13 protein-coding genes are annotated in these 16869 nt (G+C 60.0%); 10 read left to right on the top strand and 3 right to left on the bottom strand.

Annotation, left to right across the window (positions count from 1 at the left end; all coding sequences use genetic code 11):
- Nucleotides 1-18: 18 nt before the first annotated feature.
- The 4 genes from ACTG2W_RS20500 (at nucleotide 19) to ACTG2W_RS20485 (ending at nucleotide 4789) form a co-directional block, all read left to right on the top strand.
- Nucleotides 19-1212, top strand: coding sequence for a sugar ABC transporter substrate-binding protein (locus tag ACTG2W_RS20500; RefSeq protein ID WP_421308676.1), 1194 nt, complete (start codon nucleotides 19-21; stop codon nucleotides 1210-1212).
- Nucleotides 1209-3347 carry a diguanylate cyclase domain-containing protein gene (locus ACTG2W_RS20495; RefSeq protein WP_421308674.1) on the top strand — a complete coding sequence of 713 codons (2139 nt, stop codon included), beginning with the start codon at nucleotides 1209-1211 and terminating at the stop codon, nucleotides 3345-3347. The genes ACTG2W_RS20500 and ACTG2W_RS20495 overlap by 4 nt, the downstream gene beginning before the upstream one ends.
- Nucleotides 3348-3486: 139 nt before the next feature.
- Nucleotides 3487-4146, top strand: a complete 660-nt coding sequence (locus ACTG2W_RS20490; RefSeq protein WP_106842614.1) for a YceH family protein — start codon at nucleotides 3487-3489, stop codon at nucleotides 4144-4146.
- Nucleotides 4147-4231: 85 nt separating this feature from the next.
- Nucleotides 4232-4789 carry a HutD family protein gene (locus ACTG2W_RS20485; protein ID WP_106842615.1) on the top strand — a complete coding sequence of 186 codons (558 nt, stop codon included), beginning with the start codon at nucleotides 4232-4234 and terminating at the stop codon, nucleotides 4787-4789.
- 114 nt (nucleotides 4790-4903) lie between these two features.
- Here ACTG2W_RS20485 and azu read toward each other — a convergent pair whose 3' ends face one another.
- A complete protein-coding gene (gene azu, locus ACTG2W_RS20480) occupies nucleotides 4904-5344 on the bottom strand; it encodes an azurin (RefSeq protein WP_005337768.1) in 441 nt (146 codons plus the stop codon).
- 335 nt (nucleotides 5345-5679) lie between these two features.
- Between azu and ACTG2W_RS20475 the strand changes: the two genes are divergently transcribed.
- The 6 genes from ACTG2W_RS20475 (at nucleotide 5680) to ACTG2W_RS20450 (ending at nucleotide 15193) form a co-directional block, all read left to right on the top strand.
- Nucleotides 5680-6726 carry an FAD:protein FMN transferase gene (locus tag ACTG2W_RS20475; protein ID WP_440016514.1) on the top strand — a complete coding sequence of 349 codons (1047 nt, stop codon included), beginning with the start codon at nucleotides 5680-5682 and terminating at the stop codon, nucleotides 6724-6726.
- A gap of 159 nt (nucleotides 6727-6885) precedes the next feature.
- Nucleotides 6886-8532 carry a tetratricopeptide repeat-containing response regulator gene (locus tag ACTG2W_RS20470; protein ID WP_005361691.1) on the top strand — a complete coding sequence of 549 codons (1647 nt, stop codon included), beginning with the start codon at nucleotides 6886-6888 and terminating at the stop codon, nucleotides 8530-8532.
- Nucleotides 8533-8598: 66 nt separating this feature from the next.
- Nucleotides 8599-9561 (top strand): ion channel, encoded by a 963-nt coding sequence (locus tag ACTG2W_RS20465; protein WP_069555464.1) that lies wholly within the window; start codon nucleotides 8599-8601, stop codon nucleotides 9559-9561.
- Nucleotides 9562-9675: 114 nt separating this feature from the next.
- Nucleotides 9676-10482, top strand: a complete 807-nt coding sequence (xthA, locus tag ACTG2W_RS20460; protein ID WP_106842617.1) for an exodeoxyribonuclease III — start codon at nucleotides 9676-9678, stop codon at nucleotides 10480-10482.
- Nucleotides 10483-10879: 397 nt separating this feature from the next.
- Complete coding sequence (locus ACTG2W_RS20455; protein ID WP_106842618.1) at nucleotides 10880-12079, top strand: efflux RND transporter periplasmic adaptor subunit; 1200 nt, start codon at nucleotides 10880-10882, stop codon at nucleotides 12077-12079.
- Between the two features lie 9 nt (nucleotides 12080-12088).
- Nucleotides 12089-15193: an efflux RND transporter permease subunit gene (locus ACTG2W_RS20450; RefSeq protein ID WP_106842619.1), complete on the top strand. Its 3105-nt coding sequence runs from the start codon at nucleotides 12089-12091 to the stop codon at nucleotides 15191-15193.
- A gap of 60 nt (nucleotides 15194-15253) precedes the next feature.
- Here ACTG2W_RS20450 and ACTG2W_RS20445 read toward each other — a convergent pair whose 3' ends face one another.
- Together ACTG2W_RS20445 and ACTG2W_RS20440 are read right to left on the bottom strand one after the other, a co-directional pair.
- A complete protein-coding gene (locus tag ACTG2W_RS20445) occupies nucleotides 15254-16339 on the bottom strand; it encodes an HlyD family secretion protein (RefSeq protein ID WP_005361696.1) in 1086 nt (361 codons plus the stop codon).
- Nucleotides 16336-16791, bottom strand: coding sequence for a hypothetical protein (locus ACTG2W_RS20440; RefSeq protein ID WP_069526721.1), 456 nt, complete (start codon nucleotides 16789-16791; stop codon nucleotides 16336-16338). Before ACTG2W_RS20440 ends, ACTG2W_RS20445 begins: the two co-directional genes overlap by 4 nt.
- Between the last annotated feature and the right edge of the window lie 78 nt (nucleotides 16792-16869).

Here is a 16869-nt window from a genome sequence, read left to right as displayed (position 1 = left end):
AATAACGGTGATGATAACATGAGCAGAAAACGATCTTTTTATCATCTCTTGCTGCTTTGCCTGTTCGCATTGAGCCACCCCCTGCAGGCTCAGGAGCCTGAACTGGAGCTGTGGCACTCCCAGCAAGCCGGTTACGTGATCGACGATGTGATCGCCCGCTTCAATCAGGAGGGGAACCACAGAGTACGAGTCACCCAGATTGAGCCGGGCAAGATCAAGGCGGATCTCCTGCTGGCAGCTCAGGCCAGGGGGCTGCCCGATCTGATGCTAATCCCCTCCGATTTTATCGGCCTCTATCGCCAGATGACCCTCGCCCCGCTCCCGGCCGAGTGGTTTTCCCCCGCGCTGATGGCCAGCGCCTTGCGTTATGTCACCCTGGATCGGCAACGCTGGGGCATGCCCATGATGCAGGGCAACCATCTGATGCTGTTTTACAACAAGGCGCTGGTCTCGACTCCTGTGACCCAATGGCAGCAACTGACAGCTATCACCCCGGCACTCAAGGCCAAGGGGGTCTACCCCGTCAGCTGGCCCTATCACGACATGTACTACTTCGCCGCCTTTTTACACACCTTTGGCGGCTCGCCGGTGACCGAAGGGCGCATCACCCTCGACAGCCCGGCCATGGTGCAGGCACTGGAGGCCTACCGCACCGTCGTCAGCGAACAGTGGGTCGATCCCGAGTGCGACTATGACACCGCCCTCGCCCGCTTCAATGAGGGCAAGAGCGCCTACCTCATCAATGGGGACTGGGCCTTCAACGATCTGGTGAAGAACATGGGGGATAAGCTGGGCGTTGCCCTGCTGCCCCGCTGGCAAAGCCATCCCATGCACTCCATGAGCGGCGCCTACGTGATGGGAGCCTCCCGCTGGGCGATGGATGATGAGGATAGGAAACCCGTCATCAAGGCATTGATGGCCTTTATCCAGCGTCAGGATATTCAGCAGTTCATCTATCATCAGGGGGCGCTGCTGCCGGTCAATCAGCAGGCTTTTACCGCCATCAGCCGCCGTCCCACGCCTCAGGAAAAAGTGCTGCTGGAACAGTTCACCCTCAGTACCCCCATGCCCTCCGACAGCGCCATGTCCATCGCCTGGCAAGCGATGGAGAAAGGGTTCGAGCGCTTTAAAGAGGGGATCAGTGCCGCCGACACCGCCCGCTATATGCAGCAGCTGGCCGATCAGCAGTACCGGCAGGTCAAAACACCATGAAACATCGCACCTTTCGGCTCGGCCCGACCCTCATCATCATCCTGTTCACCGTCGCCTTGCTGCCGGCACTGCTGGCCAGCACTGTGCTGCTGATCCGCCAGCACCAGATCATCGCCCAGAGCGAGCAGTCGCAGCTGGAGCGGGCCCTCACCAGCATGACCCGCGAGGCCCGCTTTCGCAGTGAGCTGATCGGCACCCAGCTCAATCAGCTCAGCCAGGATCGGGTACTCCATCAGGCCCTCGACAACTTTCTCTTCTCCAGCCATGCCCGGCTGGCGCTGGCCACCTTTATCAAATCCAACAGCCTGCTCACCTCGGCCTACCTCATCGATGACAAGGGGTTGGTGGTGGAGTACATCAATGGCCAGGCCTCCCACCTCGAGTCGAGCAACCTGATGCCGCAGCTGATGGCCTGGGGCAAGACCCGCGAGGCGAAACAGGGCAAGCATCTGCTGCTCCCCGTCGATGATCCCGTGCTGGTCGACGACATGGAGCAAAACCGCAGCGGCGGGCTGGCACTGGTGGCCCCTATCTATCGCAACCACCAGCGAGCAGGGGTGATGCAGACCCCTTCCGGCTTCGTGATGGCCATTCTCCCCTGGCGGCAGATGGCCCAGTTGCTGGAACCCTATCTCAAGGGAAGCGAATATCTGGTGATCTCCCAGGGCGAGAACCGTCTTTACGAAGGGGCTCACCAGAGCGCCAACGCCATGGATGACAGGGAGCCAAGCAAGATGGCGCAGCCCCTGGCCATTGGCTGGCCCCAGCTGGAGCAGGAGATCACCCCCACCATCACCCTCTACAGCTACAGCAATGACAGGGTCAGCGAGCTCAATAAATCCCAGCAGCTGCTGACCGTCAGCATCGCCGTCATGTTGCTGCTGGTGGCCATCGGCTGCGTCTGGCTCACCCGCTGGCTCACCCGACCGCTGCGCTCGCTGGCCGCGCTGGTGCGCAGCTATGGCAAGGGCAATTACCAGCAACGGCAGGCGCCGCTGCGCTTTGTGGAGTACGACGAGGTGCGCCAGCTGCTGCAGGAGATGGCCAGCACCATCTCGGATCAGGTGCGGGCGCTCTATCAGCAAAATGAACAGCTGCAGCAGGCCAATAGCGAGAAAGAGGCCTTCAACCAGCGGCTGCTAGGCTTCAACGACGAACTGGAGCAAGAGGTTGCCTCGCAAACGACCGCCCTGCGCTCGGCCCTGAGCCGGGAGGAGCGTAGCCGCCATATCCTGCAATCCTGGTTGCAGTTCGGTCTGCATCAGCAGCTGGATATCGATATTGCCGAGCTGGCCAGCTCCGCCCTGCTGCAACTCTCGCAGCTCTATCCTGGCCACCGCTGGGGACTGGTGATCCGCCGCGATGGCCAGCCCCACTACTCCCTGACCCAGGGGGTCGATTCCCCCTTGCGGGATGCCCTGCAGGAGAAACTGACTCAACTGATGGATGAGGAGGTCAAACACTCCGAATGCCAGTGGGACAACGCACTCTGGAAGATCATGACCCTGCCCGGCAGCCAAAGCGGCGTGCTGTTTGGCTATCTGATGGTGAGCGCCGAAGGGCTGGAGTCCGAAGACAGGGCCATCTTGCGGCTGTTTGCCAAGCAGTTGGCGGTGGGCATCGAGGGGCGCCTCTTCACCGACGAGCTGGCGCGGGTCGCCCGCACCGACAACCTCACCGGGCTGCCCAACCGGCAGGCGTTCGAAGAGGCCTTCCACCACTATCAAGCAGTGCTGGCGCGCCATCCGGAGCGTCACCTCGCCCTCTTCATGCTCGACCTCAACGGCCTCAAGCGCACCAACGACCAGTATGGGCACGAGGCGGGCGACGCCCTGCTGATCCAGATGGCTCGCCAGCTACGCTCCCTCTGCCGTCAGGATGAGAAGATTTTCCGTATCGGCGGCGACGAGTTCGTGCTGCTGGCGGAGGCGGATCACCTCGCCAGTCAGCAGCTGGCAGGCAGGTTGGAGGCAAGCCAGCAGCACGCCATCGTGCAGCATGGGGAGCACAGCTTCCCGCTGCGGTTTGCCATCGGCTGGAGCAGCAGCGACCAGACCCCCCTGGCGGAGCTGAGCCGGGTGGCTGACGACGCCATGTATGCCAATAAGGCGCGCTTCTATCAGGGGCAGCGATAAAATGCGGAGGTCTGCAGCGTTGGCGAGCCTTTCGCCAACGCCCTGATCAGCTCGCAAAAATGGCGCACAATGCTAGACGCGGCGCGGACCATGACTAAGATAGGGGCTCTTGATGTCTCGATTTGGAAGGGAGTAGGAAATGGAGTTAGTACTTGGCCCACTGGAAGCCCGCGTCATCGGCTGTCTGATTGAAAAAGAGATCTGCACCCCGGATCAATATCCCCTCTCCCTTAATGCACTGGCCAACGCCTGCAACCAGAAGAGCAACCGCGAGCCGGTGCTGGAGCTCTCCGAGCTCGATATCCGCGCCGTGGTAGACGAGCTGACCCGCAAGCGGCTGGTGGTCAACACTGCAGGCTTCAACGCCCGGGTGCCCCGCTATCAGCACAGATTCTGCAACACCGAATTTGGCGAGCTGAAATTCAGTGCCCAGGAGCTCGGCATCGTCTGCGAACTGCTGCTGCGCGGCCCGCAAACCCCGGGTGAGCTGCGCTCGCGCACCAACCGACTCTGCAGCTTCGATGATGTCACCGAGGTGGATGCGGTGCTGACCCAGCTCATCGAGCGTGGCCCCTACGTGGTCAAGCTGCCGCGCGAGCCGGGCAAGCGCGAATCCCGCTACGCCCACCTGTTCAGCGGCGAAGTGGATATTCAGGCGATGATGGATGCCGCCCCCGCCGCGGCCTATGCCTCCCCTGCCGCCGACCGTCTGAGCGAGCTGGAGCAGGAGGTAAACGAGCTCAAGAGCCGTCTCGCCGCCATGGAAGCGCGGCTGGCTGCGCTGGATGGTCAGGGCTGATCGCCTTTACCATCGCCAATCTCTATCAGGGAGCCGGGGCTGATGTCCCCGGCTCCCTGCGTTTTTTTATCGTGAGGAAGTGCCCGTGATCACCCTGATTAAAGAGTCTGACCACCAGAAGATGCCCTGGAAAAACCAGCAGGGCACTACCAGCCAGATCCTCATCTCCCCCAAGGGGAGCAGCCTTGCCAAACTCGACTTTGACTATCGACTGAGCTCGGCCCCCATCAAGAGCGCGGGCCCCTTCTCCCCCTTTCCCAGCTATCAGCGCATTTTGCTGCCGGTGAGCGGGGCAGGCTTTGTGCTCAACGGTCACCCCTACGCCACCTTCGAGGCGGCGCACTTTAGCGGCGATGAGGAGACCCACTGCGAGTTGCTGAAAAAAGAGGTGACCGATCTCGGGCTTATCTACCATCCGGATCGCATCAGCGCCAACGTGCGGGTGCTGAACCTCCCCTTCCCGCTGACCCTTACCCTCGAGCCAGAGAAGACCTACCTCTGTCACCTGCTGAGCGGCCAGCTGGCCGTGCAGGGCAAAGAGGTGGCCATCAACGAGACGCTGGTGGTGACCGGTGAAGAGAGCATTCACTTCGAATGCCAGAAGAAGACCTCCATCGCCTTCTTTACCCTGCAGACTAAATAGCGCAAAAGTCGGCGGTGTGCAGTCATGCCACGCCACACACAAACAGCAGAGATGAAAAAGCCGGGAAATCCCGGCTTTTGCTATTGAGGCAACCGGCTCGTGCCGGTCAGCACCTTAGTTGACCTTGAAGGAGCCCTTCATCATGGCGAAGTGGCCGGGGAAGGAGCAGAAGAAGGTGAGATCCTTGCCCGCCAGACCGTCGGTCTTGAAGGTGACGCTGCTGCTCTCGCCGCCGCCAATCAGCTTGGTGTGAGCCAGTACACGGGGATCATCCTTGGGCAGATAACCGTTCTCGGCCCCGGCGCTCATCCCGGCAGTCGCCACGGTCTGATAGTCGGCGGTGCTGGCCAGCACCCAGTTATGGCCCATGGCGGTCACAGGCAGCTTGCCGGTATGGTTCAGAGTGACCGTCACCTCTTTGCAGGTGGCCGGAACGCTCATCTCTTTGAGGTTGTACTGCATGGCATCATTGCCTTCGATGACCAGTGCACACTCATCCGCCAGAACCGGGGCAGCCAGAGTACTCAGAAACAGCAGGGTAATCGCCTTTTTCATCATCTTCTCCTTTGATTGGCAATGGATGGCAACGACTTGGCGGATGCGGTGAACGCTTCGCAAAGATGCCGTCTAAATCGACCTTCATTTTACTCAATTGTTTTCAATCGGCGATGGGTTTTGGCCAAAGCTGCGGGCTAGGTCACCAGACGGTGCTCTACTCGCCACTATCTCCCTCACGGATGGACGATACGACCTGCTCCAGCCACAGGTTCAAAAATGTTTAATTTTTTCTGCCCTTTTCCCTCCGATTGCCCCCATCAGGGCTCGCCCGGCGGGCGCCCCTTGGCTAAGCTAGCGCCCCGATATGAACCTTCTCCAGATGAGAGCGCCGGATGATTGCGATAACCCCCGTGGCGGCCCTGCGCGGCCTGCTGCTGACCCTGCTGCTGGCGCTGGCCGGCTGCCAGCCCACCCCGCCTGCCCAGACCCGTATTCAGGGCAAGACCATGGGCACCTACTATGTGGTGACCCTGAGCGATAGCTACCCCGGTGGGGAGCCCGCCCTCAAAAGCGACGTAGAGAGCCTGCTGGCCCGGATGAACAAGGAGATCTCCACCTACGATCCGGGCTCGCTCATCTCCCGTTTCAATCAGGGGCCCGCCAATACCCCGTTTGCCATCCCGCCCGCCATGGCCATCATAGTCCAGCAGGGGATTGATGCCGGTAAGCTGACCGACGGCAAGCTGGATGTGACCGTGGGGCCTCTGGTCAATCTGTGGGGCTTTGGCCCGGACAAACGGCCTGTCAAGCGGCCCGATGAGGCAGCCATCGCCGCCGCCCGCCACAAGGTGGGCATCGACAAGCTGAGCATGACCCCGCAGGGGGATCACTTCCTGCTCGAAAAAACGATCCCGGATCTCTATCTCGACCTCTCCACCCTCGGCGAGGGGGCTGCCTCTGACGAGATTGCCGCCCTGCTCGAAGGCAAGGGGGTACACAACTACCTGATCGAAGTGGCCGGTGCGGTGCGCAGCAAGGGCAACAACAGCAAGGGCTCGCCATGGAAAGTGGCCGTCGTCGAACCCTCCGATCAGCCGGGGGCGTTTTCCGATATCGTCATCCCCAACGGCATGGCGCTCAGCACCGCGGGCAGCTATCGCAACTACTACGAGATGGATGGCCAGCGTTACTCCCATATCATCGACCCCGCCACCGGCCAGCCGGTCACCCACAAGCTGGTCTCCGCCAGCGTCATCACCCCGACCGCGCTGGAGGCCGATGCTCTCGATACCGCGCTGATGGTGATGGGGCCTGAAGCGGGGATGGCATTTGCCAAACAGCACCAGCTGGCGGTCTATCTCATCATCAAGACCGAACAGGGGTTCAAGGCCGAGTACACGCCGCAATTTGCTCCCTATCTGGCAGAGAAAAAACGGTGAGTTCAAGGCCCTGGCAACAGGGCCTTTTTCTTTCACTCATCGCGGACAAAAGGCGGACAAACGGAGATGGTTCGCAATCGACAACTTGGCTAATTGCCTCTTCGGGCGCTTTGGTGGCACACTTTCTCCCATCAGCCCGCAGCGCCTCGACCCAGACAGATGCAGACACCTGAACAAGAGCCAGAAAAAAAGAGCCCAGCCAAGCCACAACGCATTCTGATGGTCAATGAGCAGCGCTCGTTTCAGGTGATGATGAAGGCGATGCTGCTCAATCTGGGGATCAGCAACATCACCTACTCCAATACCGCCGAGGATGCGCGGCGCCGCTGCCAGAAGGGCAGTTTCGACATCTATCTCATCGATTACGATCTCGGGGTTGGCGAGAATGGCCGCCAGTTGCTCGAGAGCCTGCGCGACAAAGACCTGATCCCTCCCCAGAGCGTGGTGATCATGGTGAGTGGCGACAGCTCCCGCGCCATGGTACTGAGCGCGCTGGAGGCCGAGCCCGACGAATACCTGATGAAGCCCTTCTCCCAGGAGCAGTTCTCGTTTCGCTTGAAGCGTGCCCTCGCCCGGCGCAATGCGCTGGCCAGCGTCTTTACCGCACTGGCCGATGACAATCTGGCAGCGCTCATTACCGCCTGTGCCGAACGGGCCGATGCGGTGCCCCGTTTTGCCAACTACTGCCGCTGCCTGCAGGCCGATACCCACCTCAAGCTGGGTCAGGCGCAGGAGGCGCGCGCCCTGATGCGCCAGCTGCTGGCCGGGCAGGAGAACAGCTGGGCCCGCCTGACGCTGGGCAAGGCGTGCAACACCCTGGGGCTCCACGAAGAGGCGGTCAGCCATCTGCAGGCGACCCTCAAAAATACCCCGCTGATGGTGGAGGCTCACCTCTGGCTGGCAGAATCCCTGCTGGCCCTTGGCAATGACGAGCAGGCGCAGCAGGAGCTTAGACGGGCGGTGGATATCTCCCCCCAGTCGGTGCAACTCTCCCGTCGGCTGGCGGAGGTGTGCCTGCAGCGTCACGACTACGCCCAGGCCAAGGATGTGCTGATGTCGCTGATCGACCTGTCGCGCAACTCCATCCATCGTACGCCCCATTATCTGGGGGCCTATATCCAGACCCTGACCCTCTACGCCCTCAACAGCAACGACAGCTACCACATCGCCAACCTGCAAAAGCAGGTCAATTCGGCCCTGTCGCGCATCCGCGATTCGCTGATGATGTCGGAGTTCAACTACCCGGTGTTCGAGCAGATCTGTCAGGCCCGGGTGCAGATTGCGCTGGGGGAGCTGCTCAAGGGCAAGAAGATGCTCTATCGCGCCAATCAGAACTGGCTCGATGAACCGGCCACCATGCCCCCCGCCCTGCTTGGCGAAACCATCCTTGCCCTCTACCAGCTCGGCGAGTTTGAATATGCAGAGAGCCTGCAAGGGCTGCTGGCAGAGGACGAAGATCGGCTGCTCACCACCTGCATTCAGGCAACCCGCGATGACAAGACGGTGCTGGAGCGGCGTCAGCGCTACCAGCAGCTCAACGATCTGGGGATCAAGGCCTATCAGAGCGGCGAGCTGGAGCAGGCCCTCGGTCATTTTCGCGAGGCCCTGCGCCGCGCCCCCGCCAATACCGGTGCGGCTCTCAACAAGATCCAGGTGCTGCTGCAACTGATGCAGAAAAACCGCAAGAGCCCGGAGTTTGGTGCCGAGTGCAAAGACACCCTGGACGTGCTCGACGGCATCCCCCTCAACCCGGCCCAGCAGGAGCGTTTTCGCAAGCTGCGTCAGGAGTTCAACCAGTTTAGCTAAGACGCCGCCACGCCCCCTTTTCCCCGCCTATGCTGAAACCAGTTCGGCAATGCGAGGGAAACGAAGATGGCGATGTGTCGTTATCTGGTGGCCGATGGCCGCCACTGCAGTGAAGAGGCTGGCGAGCACGATCTCTGCCACTGGCATGATCCCCACCATACCCATCAGGAAGCCCGCAGCGCCGAGGCGCTTGAACAGTACGTTCGCGCTGGCGGACTCTGCCACGGCCTGCAGCTGTCACGGGCCAATCTGGCGGGCCTCAATCTGGTCAACAAGGAGTCCGATCAGGGATTTTTGCTGGAGCAGTGCAACCTCTATCGCGCCAACCTGCGCGGTGGTCACCTCTACGGCCTGCGCATGAAGGGCGGTAGCCTGATGAAGGCCGATCTCAGTGATGCCAACCTCCAGTGCGCCACCCTCGATGACGTCAACCTGCTCGGCATCCGCTGGCACAACACCCGGCTCGACAACATGCAGACCGGCAAACGGGTGATGCAGGATCGCAAGGGGCGCCGCGAACGGGATCCCAAACAGGCGCGCATCTGGTTCAAGGAGGCGGAAGAGACCTACCGGGATCTTCGCAAAGCCTCCGAGGCACAGGGGATCTTCACCATGTCCGGCAACTATATCCAGCAGGAGCTCACCATGCGCCGCCTGCAACTGCCGTTCTGGTCGACCCAGCGTTTTACCTCCTGGGTGGTCGATCTCTTTTGCGGCTATGGCGAGGCCCCGATGCGGGTGGTGCTCTTCTCGTTGCTGCTCATCTTTATCTGCAGCATTTTTTACTTCTTCTGCGGACTGCATTTTCAGGGCGAGCACCTCATCTACCAACCCGGTGCCCCGCTCGAGCAAAATGCCATCTTCCTGCTCGAATGCCTCTACTACAGCGTGGTCACCTTCACCACATTGGGGTACGGCGACTTCACTCCGGTCGGTCTCTCCAGGATCTTCGCCGCCTTCGAGGCCTTCACCGGCAGCTTTACGCTGGCGCTGTTTGTGGTGGTATTCGTCAAAAAGATGACCCGCTGACACCTCTGCCCACCCCGCGGTGCCTGCCACTGACGCAGGCCCGCGCCAAACTTGCATCCACCGCCGATTCCTAGTCCAATAGCCACTTATAAAAATGACATGAGCATCCCGGACATGAAGATCATCTCTTTCAATATCAACGGCCTGCGCGCCCGTTTGCACCAACTGCAAGCCATCATCGACAAGCACCAGCCCGATGTGATCGGCCTGCAGGAGATCAAGGTGCACGATGAAGCCTTCCCGCTGGCCGATGTGGAGACCATGGGCTATCACGTGGAGTTTCACGGCCAGAAGGCCCACTACGGGGTGGCCATCATGAGCAAGCAGAAGCCGGTCAAGGTGGAGAAAGGCTTCCCCACCGACGATGAAGAGGCCCAGCGCCGGATGATCATGGCCACCTTCGAGCGCGAAGACGGCTCCCTCATCAAGGTGATGAACGGCTACTTCCCGCAGGGTGAAAGCCAGGATCACGAGACCAAGTTCCCGGCCAAGCAGAAGTTCTACGAGGATCTGCAGCACTACCTCGAGACCAACCACACCCCGGACGACCAGCTGGTGCTGATCGGGGATATGAATATCTCCCCCACCGATCTCGACATCGGCATCGGCGAGGCAAACCGCAAACGCTGGCTGCGGGATGGCAAATGCTCCTTCCTGCCCATCGAGCGCGAATGGATGGAGCGACTGAAAGGGTTCGGTCTCACCGACACCTTCCGCGCCGCCAACCCCACCGAGTGCGAGCGTTTCTCCTGGTTTGACTACCGCTCCAAGGGCTTTGACGAGAACCGCGGCCTGCGCATCGACCTCATCATGGCCTCCGACGCCCTCAAGGACAAGGTGACCGAGACCGGTATCGACTACGAGCTGCGCGGTATCGAGAAACCCTCCGACCACGCCCCCATCTGGGCCTGCTTCGCCTGATACGGCGCAAGATTAACCGATGAGCCGCGACGAATTCGTAAACTGTGAAGCGGCTCGCGGTTGCCTGCGATAAAAGGGCGTAAAAAACCCATCCAGACAAGGTGCCTTATGGCACCTTATTTTTTGCAGCAAGGAGTGGCTGGCATGATACGGTTGCGAAGAGCCTTGGCCCGGGATGAACATCCCCGAAGCCCCCCGCCCAAATCGGAAAAGTCAGACTTTTTTCGTCAATCGGCAACCCTAATTGCCACTTTGAGAAGGTTGTGTTCAAGGTTGCCGCCCTATCATCTCCCATTCCAATCATAAATAAGTTGTTTTTTTAATCATGAAGTTAATGATGTGTATGGAGAAACATGCTGAACGCAGCAGCCGAAATCGATCCAACAGGAGTGTGATGATGAAGGTGCCCAATGCCGGAAGAGAGGTTTACAAACGCAGCTTGCTGACCCTGGCGCTGATCAGCGGTCTGAGTGCCTGTGGCGGCGAGACGACCCAGACGGCACAGACCATGCCCGCCGTCCCTGTGGTGGTCGCCGAGGTCAAGCTGACCGATGTGCCGCTCACCACCGAGATGGTGGGAGAGACCGCCGGTTTTCGCGAGATTGATGTGCGCTCCCGGGTCAGTGGCATCCTGCTCAAGCGCACTTATGTGGAAGGCCAGCCAGTTACCGCCGGTCAGGAGCTGTTTCTGATTGACCCGGAGCCCTACAAGGTGGCGCTGGAGCAGGCCAAAGGGACTTTGGCTCAGGAGCAGGCCCGTCTCAACAAGGCCCGTGCCGATCGGGATCGCATCATTCCCCTCTTCAAGCGTCAGGTGGTGAGTCGCAAGGACTATGACGACACCATCGCCAACTATGAAGCGGCCATCGCCAGCCATCAGGCCGCTCAGGCCAAGGTGAAAGAGGCGGAGCTCAACCTCAGCTACACCCAGGTGACCGCCCCCATCAACGGCATGGCGAGCAAGAGCTCCCAGTCCGAGGGGAGCCTTATCTCCACCAGCGGCGACAACGGCCTGCTCACTACCATCACCCAGTTTGATCCGCTCTACGTCAACTTCTCCTACTCGGAGCAGGATCGCCTCAACTTCGAAAACTCGGTAAAGAAAGGGGTGATTGAGGCGAAGGATGCCACCACCTGGCGCACCCATATCCGTCTGGCCGATGGCTCCCTCTATCCGGAGGCGGGCAAGCTCAACTTCTCCGACAACCGGGTCGATCCCCAGACCGGCACCATCCGTGCCCGCGCCATCTTCGACAACAAGGACGGCGTACTGCTGCCCGGCCAGTTTGTCCGCATGACCATCGATCTGGGCACCCGCAAAAATGCCATCGTGGTGCCGCCACGCGCCATCGTCCAGTCCCAGGCTGACCGCATGGTGATGGTAGTCGATGCCGACAACAAAGTAGTGCCCCGTCCGGTTACCCTGGGCACGGCAGTCGACTCCGGCGTGCTGATCGAGAGCGGCCTGCAGGCTGGTGAGCGCTATATCGTCGAAGGCTTGATGAAGGCTCGCCCCGGCGCCGTGGTAAAACCTGTCTCTGCCGACGAGATGAAGGCGATCACCGGCAAGGTGGTCAGCCAGTCTGCGGCCAAGTAAGGAGCCCGTATGTTTTCCAAGTTCTTCATAGAACGCCCCATCTTCGCCAGCGTGATTTCGATCATTATCGTGCTGGGCGGTTTGGCGGCGATGCGGGCGCTCCCCATCGAGCAATATCCCCAGATCACCCCGCCGGTGGTCTCGGTCACGGCGTTTTATCCGGGTGCAACCCCGGAGGTGATCTCCCAGACCGTGGCTGCGCCGCTGGAGCAGCAGATCAACGGCGTCGAGCGGATGATCTACATGCAGTCGGGGTCGGCCTCCAACGGCCAGATGAACCTCAACGTCTACTTCGAGATCGGCACCGATCCGGATCAGGCCACCATCAACGTCAACAACCGGGTCTCGGCCGCCATGGCCCAGCTGCCGGAAGAGGTGAAAAAGCAGGGGGTGACGGTCAAGAAGAAATCGACCTCCATCCTGCAGGTGGTCACCCTCCAGTCACCGAACGGCTCGTTTGATACCACCTATCTGTCGAACTACGCCCTGCTCAACATTATCGACGAGCTCAAGCGGATTCCCGGCATCGGTGATACCACCTTGTTTGGCGGTACCGACTATGCGATGCGTATCTGGCTCAGGCCGGATCGACTGGCCCAACTCGAGCTCACCCCGAGCGACGTGATAGGCGCCATTCGCGAGCAGAATACCCAGTTCGCGGCAGGCAAGATCGGTGCCCAACCCACCACGGCCCCCATCGACTTCACCTACACGGTGCAGACCAAAGGGCGCCTTGAGGATGTGAAGGAGTTCCAGAACATCATCGTCCGCTCCATGCCCGATGGCTCCAAGATCCGGGTCCGCGATGTCGCCCGGGTCGAGCTGGGGGGCAAGGATTATGATCTGGTCGCCCGCGCCAACGGCAAACCGGCCATCGGTATTGCCACCTATCTGCAACCGGGCGCCAACGCCGTCGCGGTCGCCGATGCGGTGCATGCCACCATGGAGCGACTCAAGGAGCGCTTCCCGCAGGATATCGAGTACCAGATCCCCTACGACACCACCGAGTTCGTGAAGATCTCCATCGAAGAGGTGGTACACACCCTGTTCGAGGCGATCGTGCTGGTGTTCGTGGTGGTCTATCTGTTCCTGCAGAACTTCCGCGCCACCCTGATCCCCTGTATCGCGGTGCCGGTGTCGCTCATCGGGACCTTCGCCGGCATGCTGGTGCTCGGTTTCTCCATCAACCTGCTGACCCTGTTCGGCATGGTGCTCGCCATCGGTATCGTGGTGGATGACGCCATCGTGGTGCTCGAAAACGTCGAGCGGATCATGAGCGAGAAGAAGTGCTCGCCCAAAGAGGCTGCCATCCTCGCCATGCAGGAGGTCTCCGGTCCGGTGGTCGCCATCGTGCTGGTGCTCTGCGCCGTGTTCCTGCCGGTCGCCTTTATGGGCGGCATGACAGGGGTGATGTACAAGCAGTTTGCCATCACGGTCGCGGTCTCGGTCGCCATCTCCGGTCTGGTGGCACTGACTCTCTCTCCGGCCCTCTGTGCCGTGTTGCTCAAGGAGGGGCATAACAAACCGGCCCGCTTCTTTGTCTGGTTCAACGATAAATTTGACCAGCTGACCCGCGGCTATGTACGGGGTGTGGCCTTCCTGAACCGTCGGGTGGGGGTCGCCTTTGCCATCATCGCCGTGCTGATCCTCTCCATCTACGGCCTCTTCCTGAAAGTGCCGGGCGAACTGGTACCGAACGAAGATCAGGGCTACCTCATCTCCGCCGTCATGCTGCCGGATGCCGCCGCGATGAGCCGGACCCAGGCGGTGGCGGATCAGTTCGACAAGATCGCCATGGCCAACCCCCATGTGAAGGATGTGATCACCTTCTCGGGCTTTGACATTCTCTCCAATGCCATCATCAGCAACAGCGGCATGACCTTCATTACCCTGAAGGACTGGAGCGAGCGTCAGGGGGCCGGACAGGACTCCTTCTCGCTGGCCAAGACCTTCCAGGGCTTGAGCCTGATGGGGCTGGCGGATGGCTTTGTCGCCTCCTTCAACCCGCCTCCCATTCAGGGGATGTCCACCACAGGTGGCCTTGAGGCCTATCTGCAAAACCGTGGCACCGGCAACGCCCAGGCCTTCTCAGGCGAAGTGCAACGCTTCCTCGAAGCGGCCAAGGCGCGCCCGGAGTTTGCCAGCGTCACCAGCACCTACCGCGCCAACGTGCCGCAGGTCTATCTCGACCTGGATCGCGAAAAGGCCAAGGCGCTTGGGCTGCCGATCAACGCGGTGTTCGACACCATGCAGGCCACCTTCGGCCAGGTCTATGTCAACGACTTCAACCAGTTCGGCCGTACCTACCGGGTGCAGTTGCAGTCCGAGGCAGACTATCGCGCCAAGAAGAGCGACATCCGCAACGTCTATGTCCGCTCCGACAAGGGGGAGATGATCCCGCTCAGCAGTCTGGTGACGGTGCGTGATGCCACCGGCCCCGAACTGGTCGAACGCTTCAACATCTTCCAGGCCGCCAAGATCATGGCACAGCCGGCACCCGGCTACAGTTCGGGTCAGGCCATCGCCGCACTGGAAGAGGTGGCCAACAGCACCCTTGGCAACGATGCCAAGCTGGAGTGGACTGGTTCCGCTTATCAGGAGAAGGCCTCTGCCGGTAGCGCAGGCATGGCGTTCGGCTTCGGTATCGTGATGATTTTCCTCATCCTGGCAGCCCAGTACGAACGCTGGAGCCTGCCGTTTGCGGTGATCACCGCCGTACCGTTCGCCCTGTTCGGTGCCCTGCTCGCCACCTGGCTGGTGGGGCTGACCAACAACGTCTACTTCCAGATCGGGCTGGTGACCCTGGTCGGCCTTGCCGCCAAGAACGCCATCCTGATCGTGGAGTTCGCGGTGATGAAGCACGAAGAGGGGATGAGCCTCATCGAGTCGGCACTGGAGGCGGCGCGCCTGCGTTTCCGTCCCATCGTGATGACCTCGCTCGCCTTTATCCTCGGCTGTGTGCCACTGGTCACCTCCAGCGGGGCCGGTGCGGCAAGCCGTCACGCCCTAGGCTGGCCGGTCATCGGCGGCATGCTGGCCGCGACCTTTATCGCCATCTTCTTTATCCCGCTCTTCTTCCGCCTCATCATGAGAGGATCGGAAAAAAGGGCCTGACTATTCCGGTAAAGCTCACCAAGCCCCTCCCTCACGGAGGGGCTTTTTTATGTCACTCCGTTACATCGCAAACAGATAGGCCTTCATCGCCTTGAGACGCACGGTGGCGGCACCGATGATGTCGATAAAGCCAAGCAGCGGATGGGGTTTATGTGCCGAAATCCAGGCTGAGCCGGTTGCCCCAATTGGCAGGTCCACACCGTCCGGCACCAGCATGTCGAGTACCACTGTCCGGCCATGGCTCGACATGTTGTTGCCCACATGCTGCCGTACATCTTGATCCCCCTGCGCAACACTCATCTGGGCCTCCCCCGTACCAGTAAGTACTGAGTGCACCCGTGCCCGAAAGATGCGCCCGGGATAGGCATCTACATAAAACTCGGCAAACTGGCCTGGTGCTATGTTGCGAAAACTCTGATCCGGAATGCGAAACTCCAGAAACTTGCGAGAAGTGTCGTATAGGTGCATGTTGCCGGTACGGGAACCGCTGGCAATATTGACTATCGAGACCTGACCATCAAACGGAGCCCTGATCACCTTCTCTTCATTCCGTCGCTCCTGCAAGGCCAGCTCTGTCTCTAGATTCAACACCTGAGCTTCAATCGCCTGAACCTTCGCTTCACTGGCACTCAGTTGCGCCAGATCGCCATCAATTTGGGTCTGCAGCTGGTCACGGCTCTGAATACTGGCGAAGTTACCCAACTGGGTCAGCCGAGCCAATTCCTTGTGATTGAGGTTCAGTCGTGACTGGATCGCTCGCTGCTGGCTTACCTCTGACGCCACCTGGGCATGCTGGGCGTCAATCTGATAGCTCAACGCCTGAGACTTACCGTTACTCTCCCAGTCCGCAAGACTATAAATGGGCTGACCACGCGCAACGCGCTGATTATGCGCAACATAAATCTGATCTATCTGATGAAACTGGTTGATACCTAGTAAGGGTCCCAACACCGCATGAGGTGCCTTGACCGTCGCCGAATCGGTAAAATCCACCGGAGCCAGATGGCGAGAGGTAGTCAACAAACCAAGCGCCAATAACGCGCCAATTGCGGTACTCCAAAAACCCGTTTTTAGGTTCCAAGGCAATATGTTCAGCTTGACCAGCAACCAGACGATCAGGATATAGGGCAGCAGGATCTCTTTCATGATGCCTCCCCCTCATGACGGCCACGTCGAATACCATGGCCGATAATAAGGCTCATCCGCTCGCTCAGCACATCCCAACGGGCAAAGGCGATGATGACGGCAAGCACCCACCAGGTCTTGTCGATAAACAGTCCGCACAAGGAGAGCGCAAACACCAGGGTGATATGCACCGACTCAGACACCTTGGCACGATGCACAGCGATCTCATGCAGTTGCCACAGCAGATAGACCAGATAGAGGACCACATAGAGAGTGATCACAGTAATCACCCCCATAAAGATCTCGGAATCAAGCAGTACCATGATGGCTGGCAAAGCATGGTTGAACTTGGTCGCCTCAATTGGATAGATGTGGGCACCTTTCGAGAAGAAGACAACCAGAGCGACCGTGACCAATATAAACGTCAGGCGCCAAAGCCACCGCGCTAACGCAGAGGTTGATTGTGATGACATTTGATGTTGTTCCTTGAGTAACGGATGAGCAAACAAGTGGACCTCACGAGCCACCCAGCTAATAACGCGCCGGATCAG

It is taken from the genome of Aeromonas sp. 96A (assembly GCF_051919165.1).
Lineage (GTDB): Bacteria > Pseudomonadota > Gammaproteobacteria > Enterobacterales > Aeromonadaceae > Aeromonas > Aeromonas veronii.
Note: the sequence above shows the minus strand (reverse complement) of the source record. Positions and strands in the feature narration are given on the sequence as shown.

Coding starts and splice junctions, on each gene's coding strand:
- ACTG2W_RS20500 (WP_421308676.1), top strand. CDS start 19: ATGAGCAGAAAACGATCTTTTTATCATCTCTTGCTGCTTTGCCTGTTC.
- ACTG2W_RS20495 (WP_421308674.1), top strand. CDS start 1,209: ATGAAACATCGCACCTTTCGGCTCGGCCCGACCCTCATCATCATCCTG.
- ACTG2W_RS20490 (WP_106842614.1), top strand. CDS start 3,487: ATGGAGTTAGTACTTGGCCCACTGGAAGCCCGCGTCATCGGCTGTCTG.
- azu (WP_005337768.1), bottom strand. CDS start 5,344: ATGAAAAAGGCGATTACCCTGCTGTTTCTGAGTACTCTGGCTGCCCCG.
- ACTG2W_RS20475 (WP_440016514.1), top strand. CDS start 5,680: ATGATTGCGATAACCCCCGTGGCGGCCCTGCGCGGCCTGCTGCTGACC.
- ACTG2W_RS20470 (WP_005361691.1), top strand. CDS start 6,886: ATGCAGACACCTGAACAAGAGCCAGAAAAAAAGAGCCCAGCCAAGCCA.
- ACTG2W_RS20465 (WP_069555464.1), top strand. CDS start 8,599: ATGGCGATGTGTCGTTATCTGGTGGCCGATGGCCGCCACTGCAGTGAA.
- xthA (WP_106842617.1), top strand. CDS start 9,676: ATGAAGATCATCTCTTTCAATATCAACGGCCTGCGCGCCCGTTTGCAC.
- ACTG2W_RS20455 (WP_106842618.1), top strand. CDS start 10,880: ATGAAGGTGCCCAATGCCGGAAGAGAGGTTTACAAACGCAGCTTGCTG.
- ACTG2W_RS20450 (WP_106842619.1), top strand. CDS start 12,089: ATGTTTTCCAAGTTCTTCATAGAACGCCCCATCTTCGCCAGCGTGATT.
- ACTG2W_RS20445 (WP_005361696.1), bottom strand. CDS start 16,339: ATGAAAGAGATCCTGCTGCCCTATATCCTGATCGTCTGGTTGCTGGTC.
- ACTG2W_RS20440 (WP_069526721.1), bottom strand. CDS start 16,791: ATGTCATCACAATCAACCTCTGCGTTAGCGCGGTGGCTTTGGCGCCTG.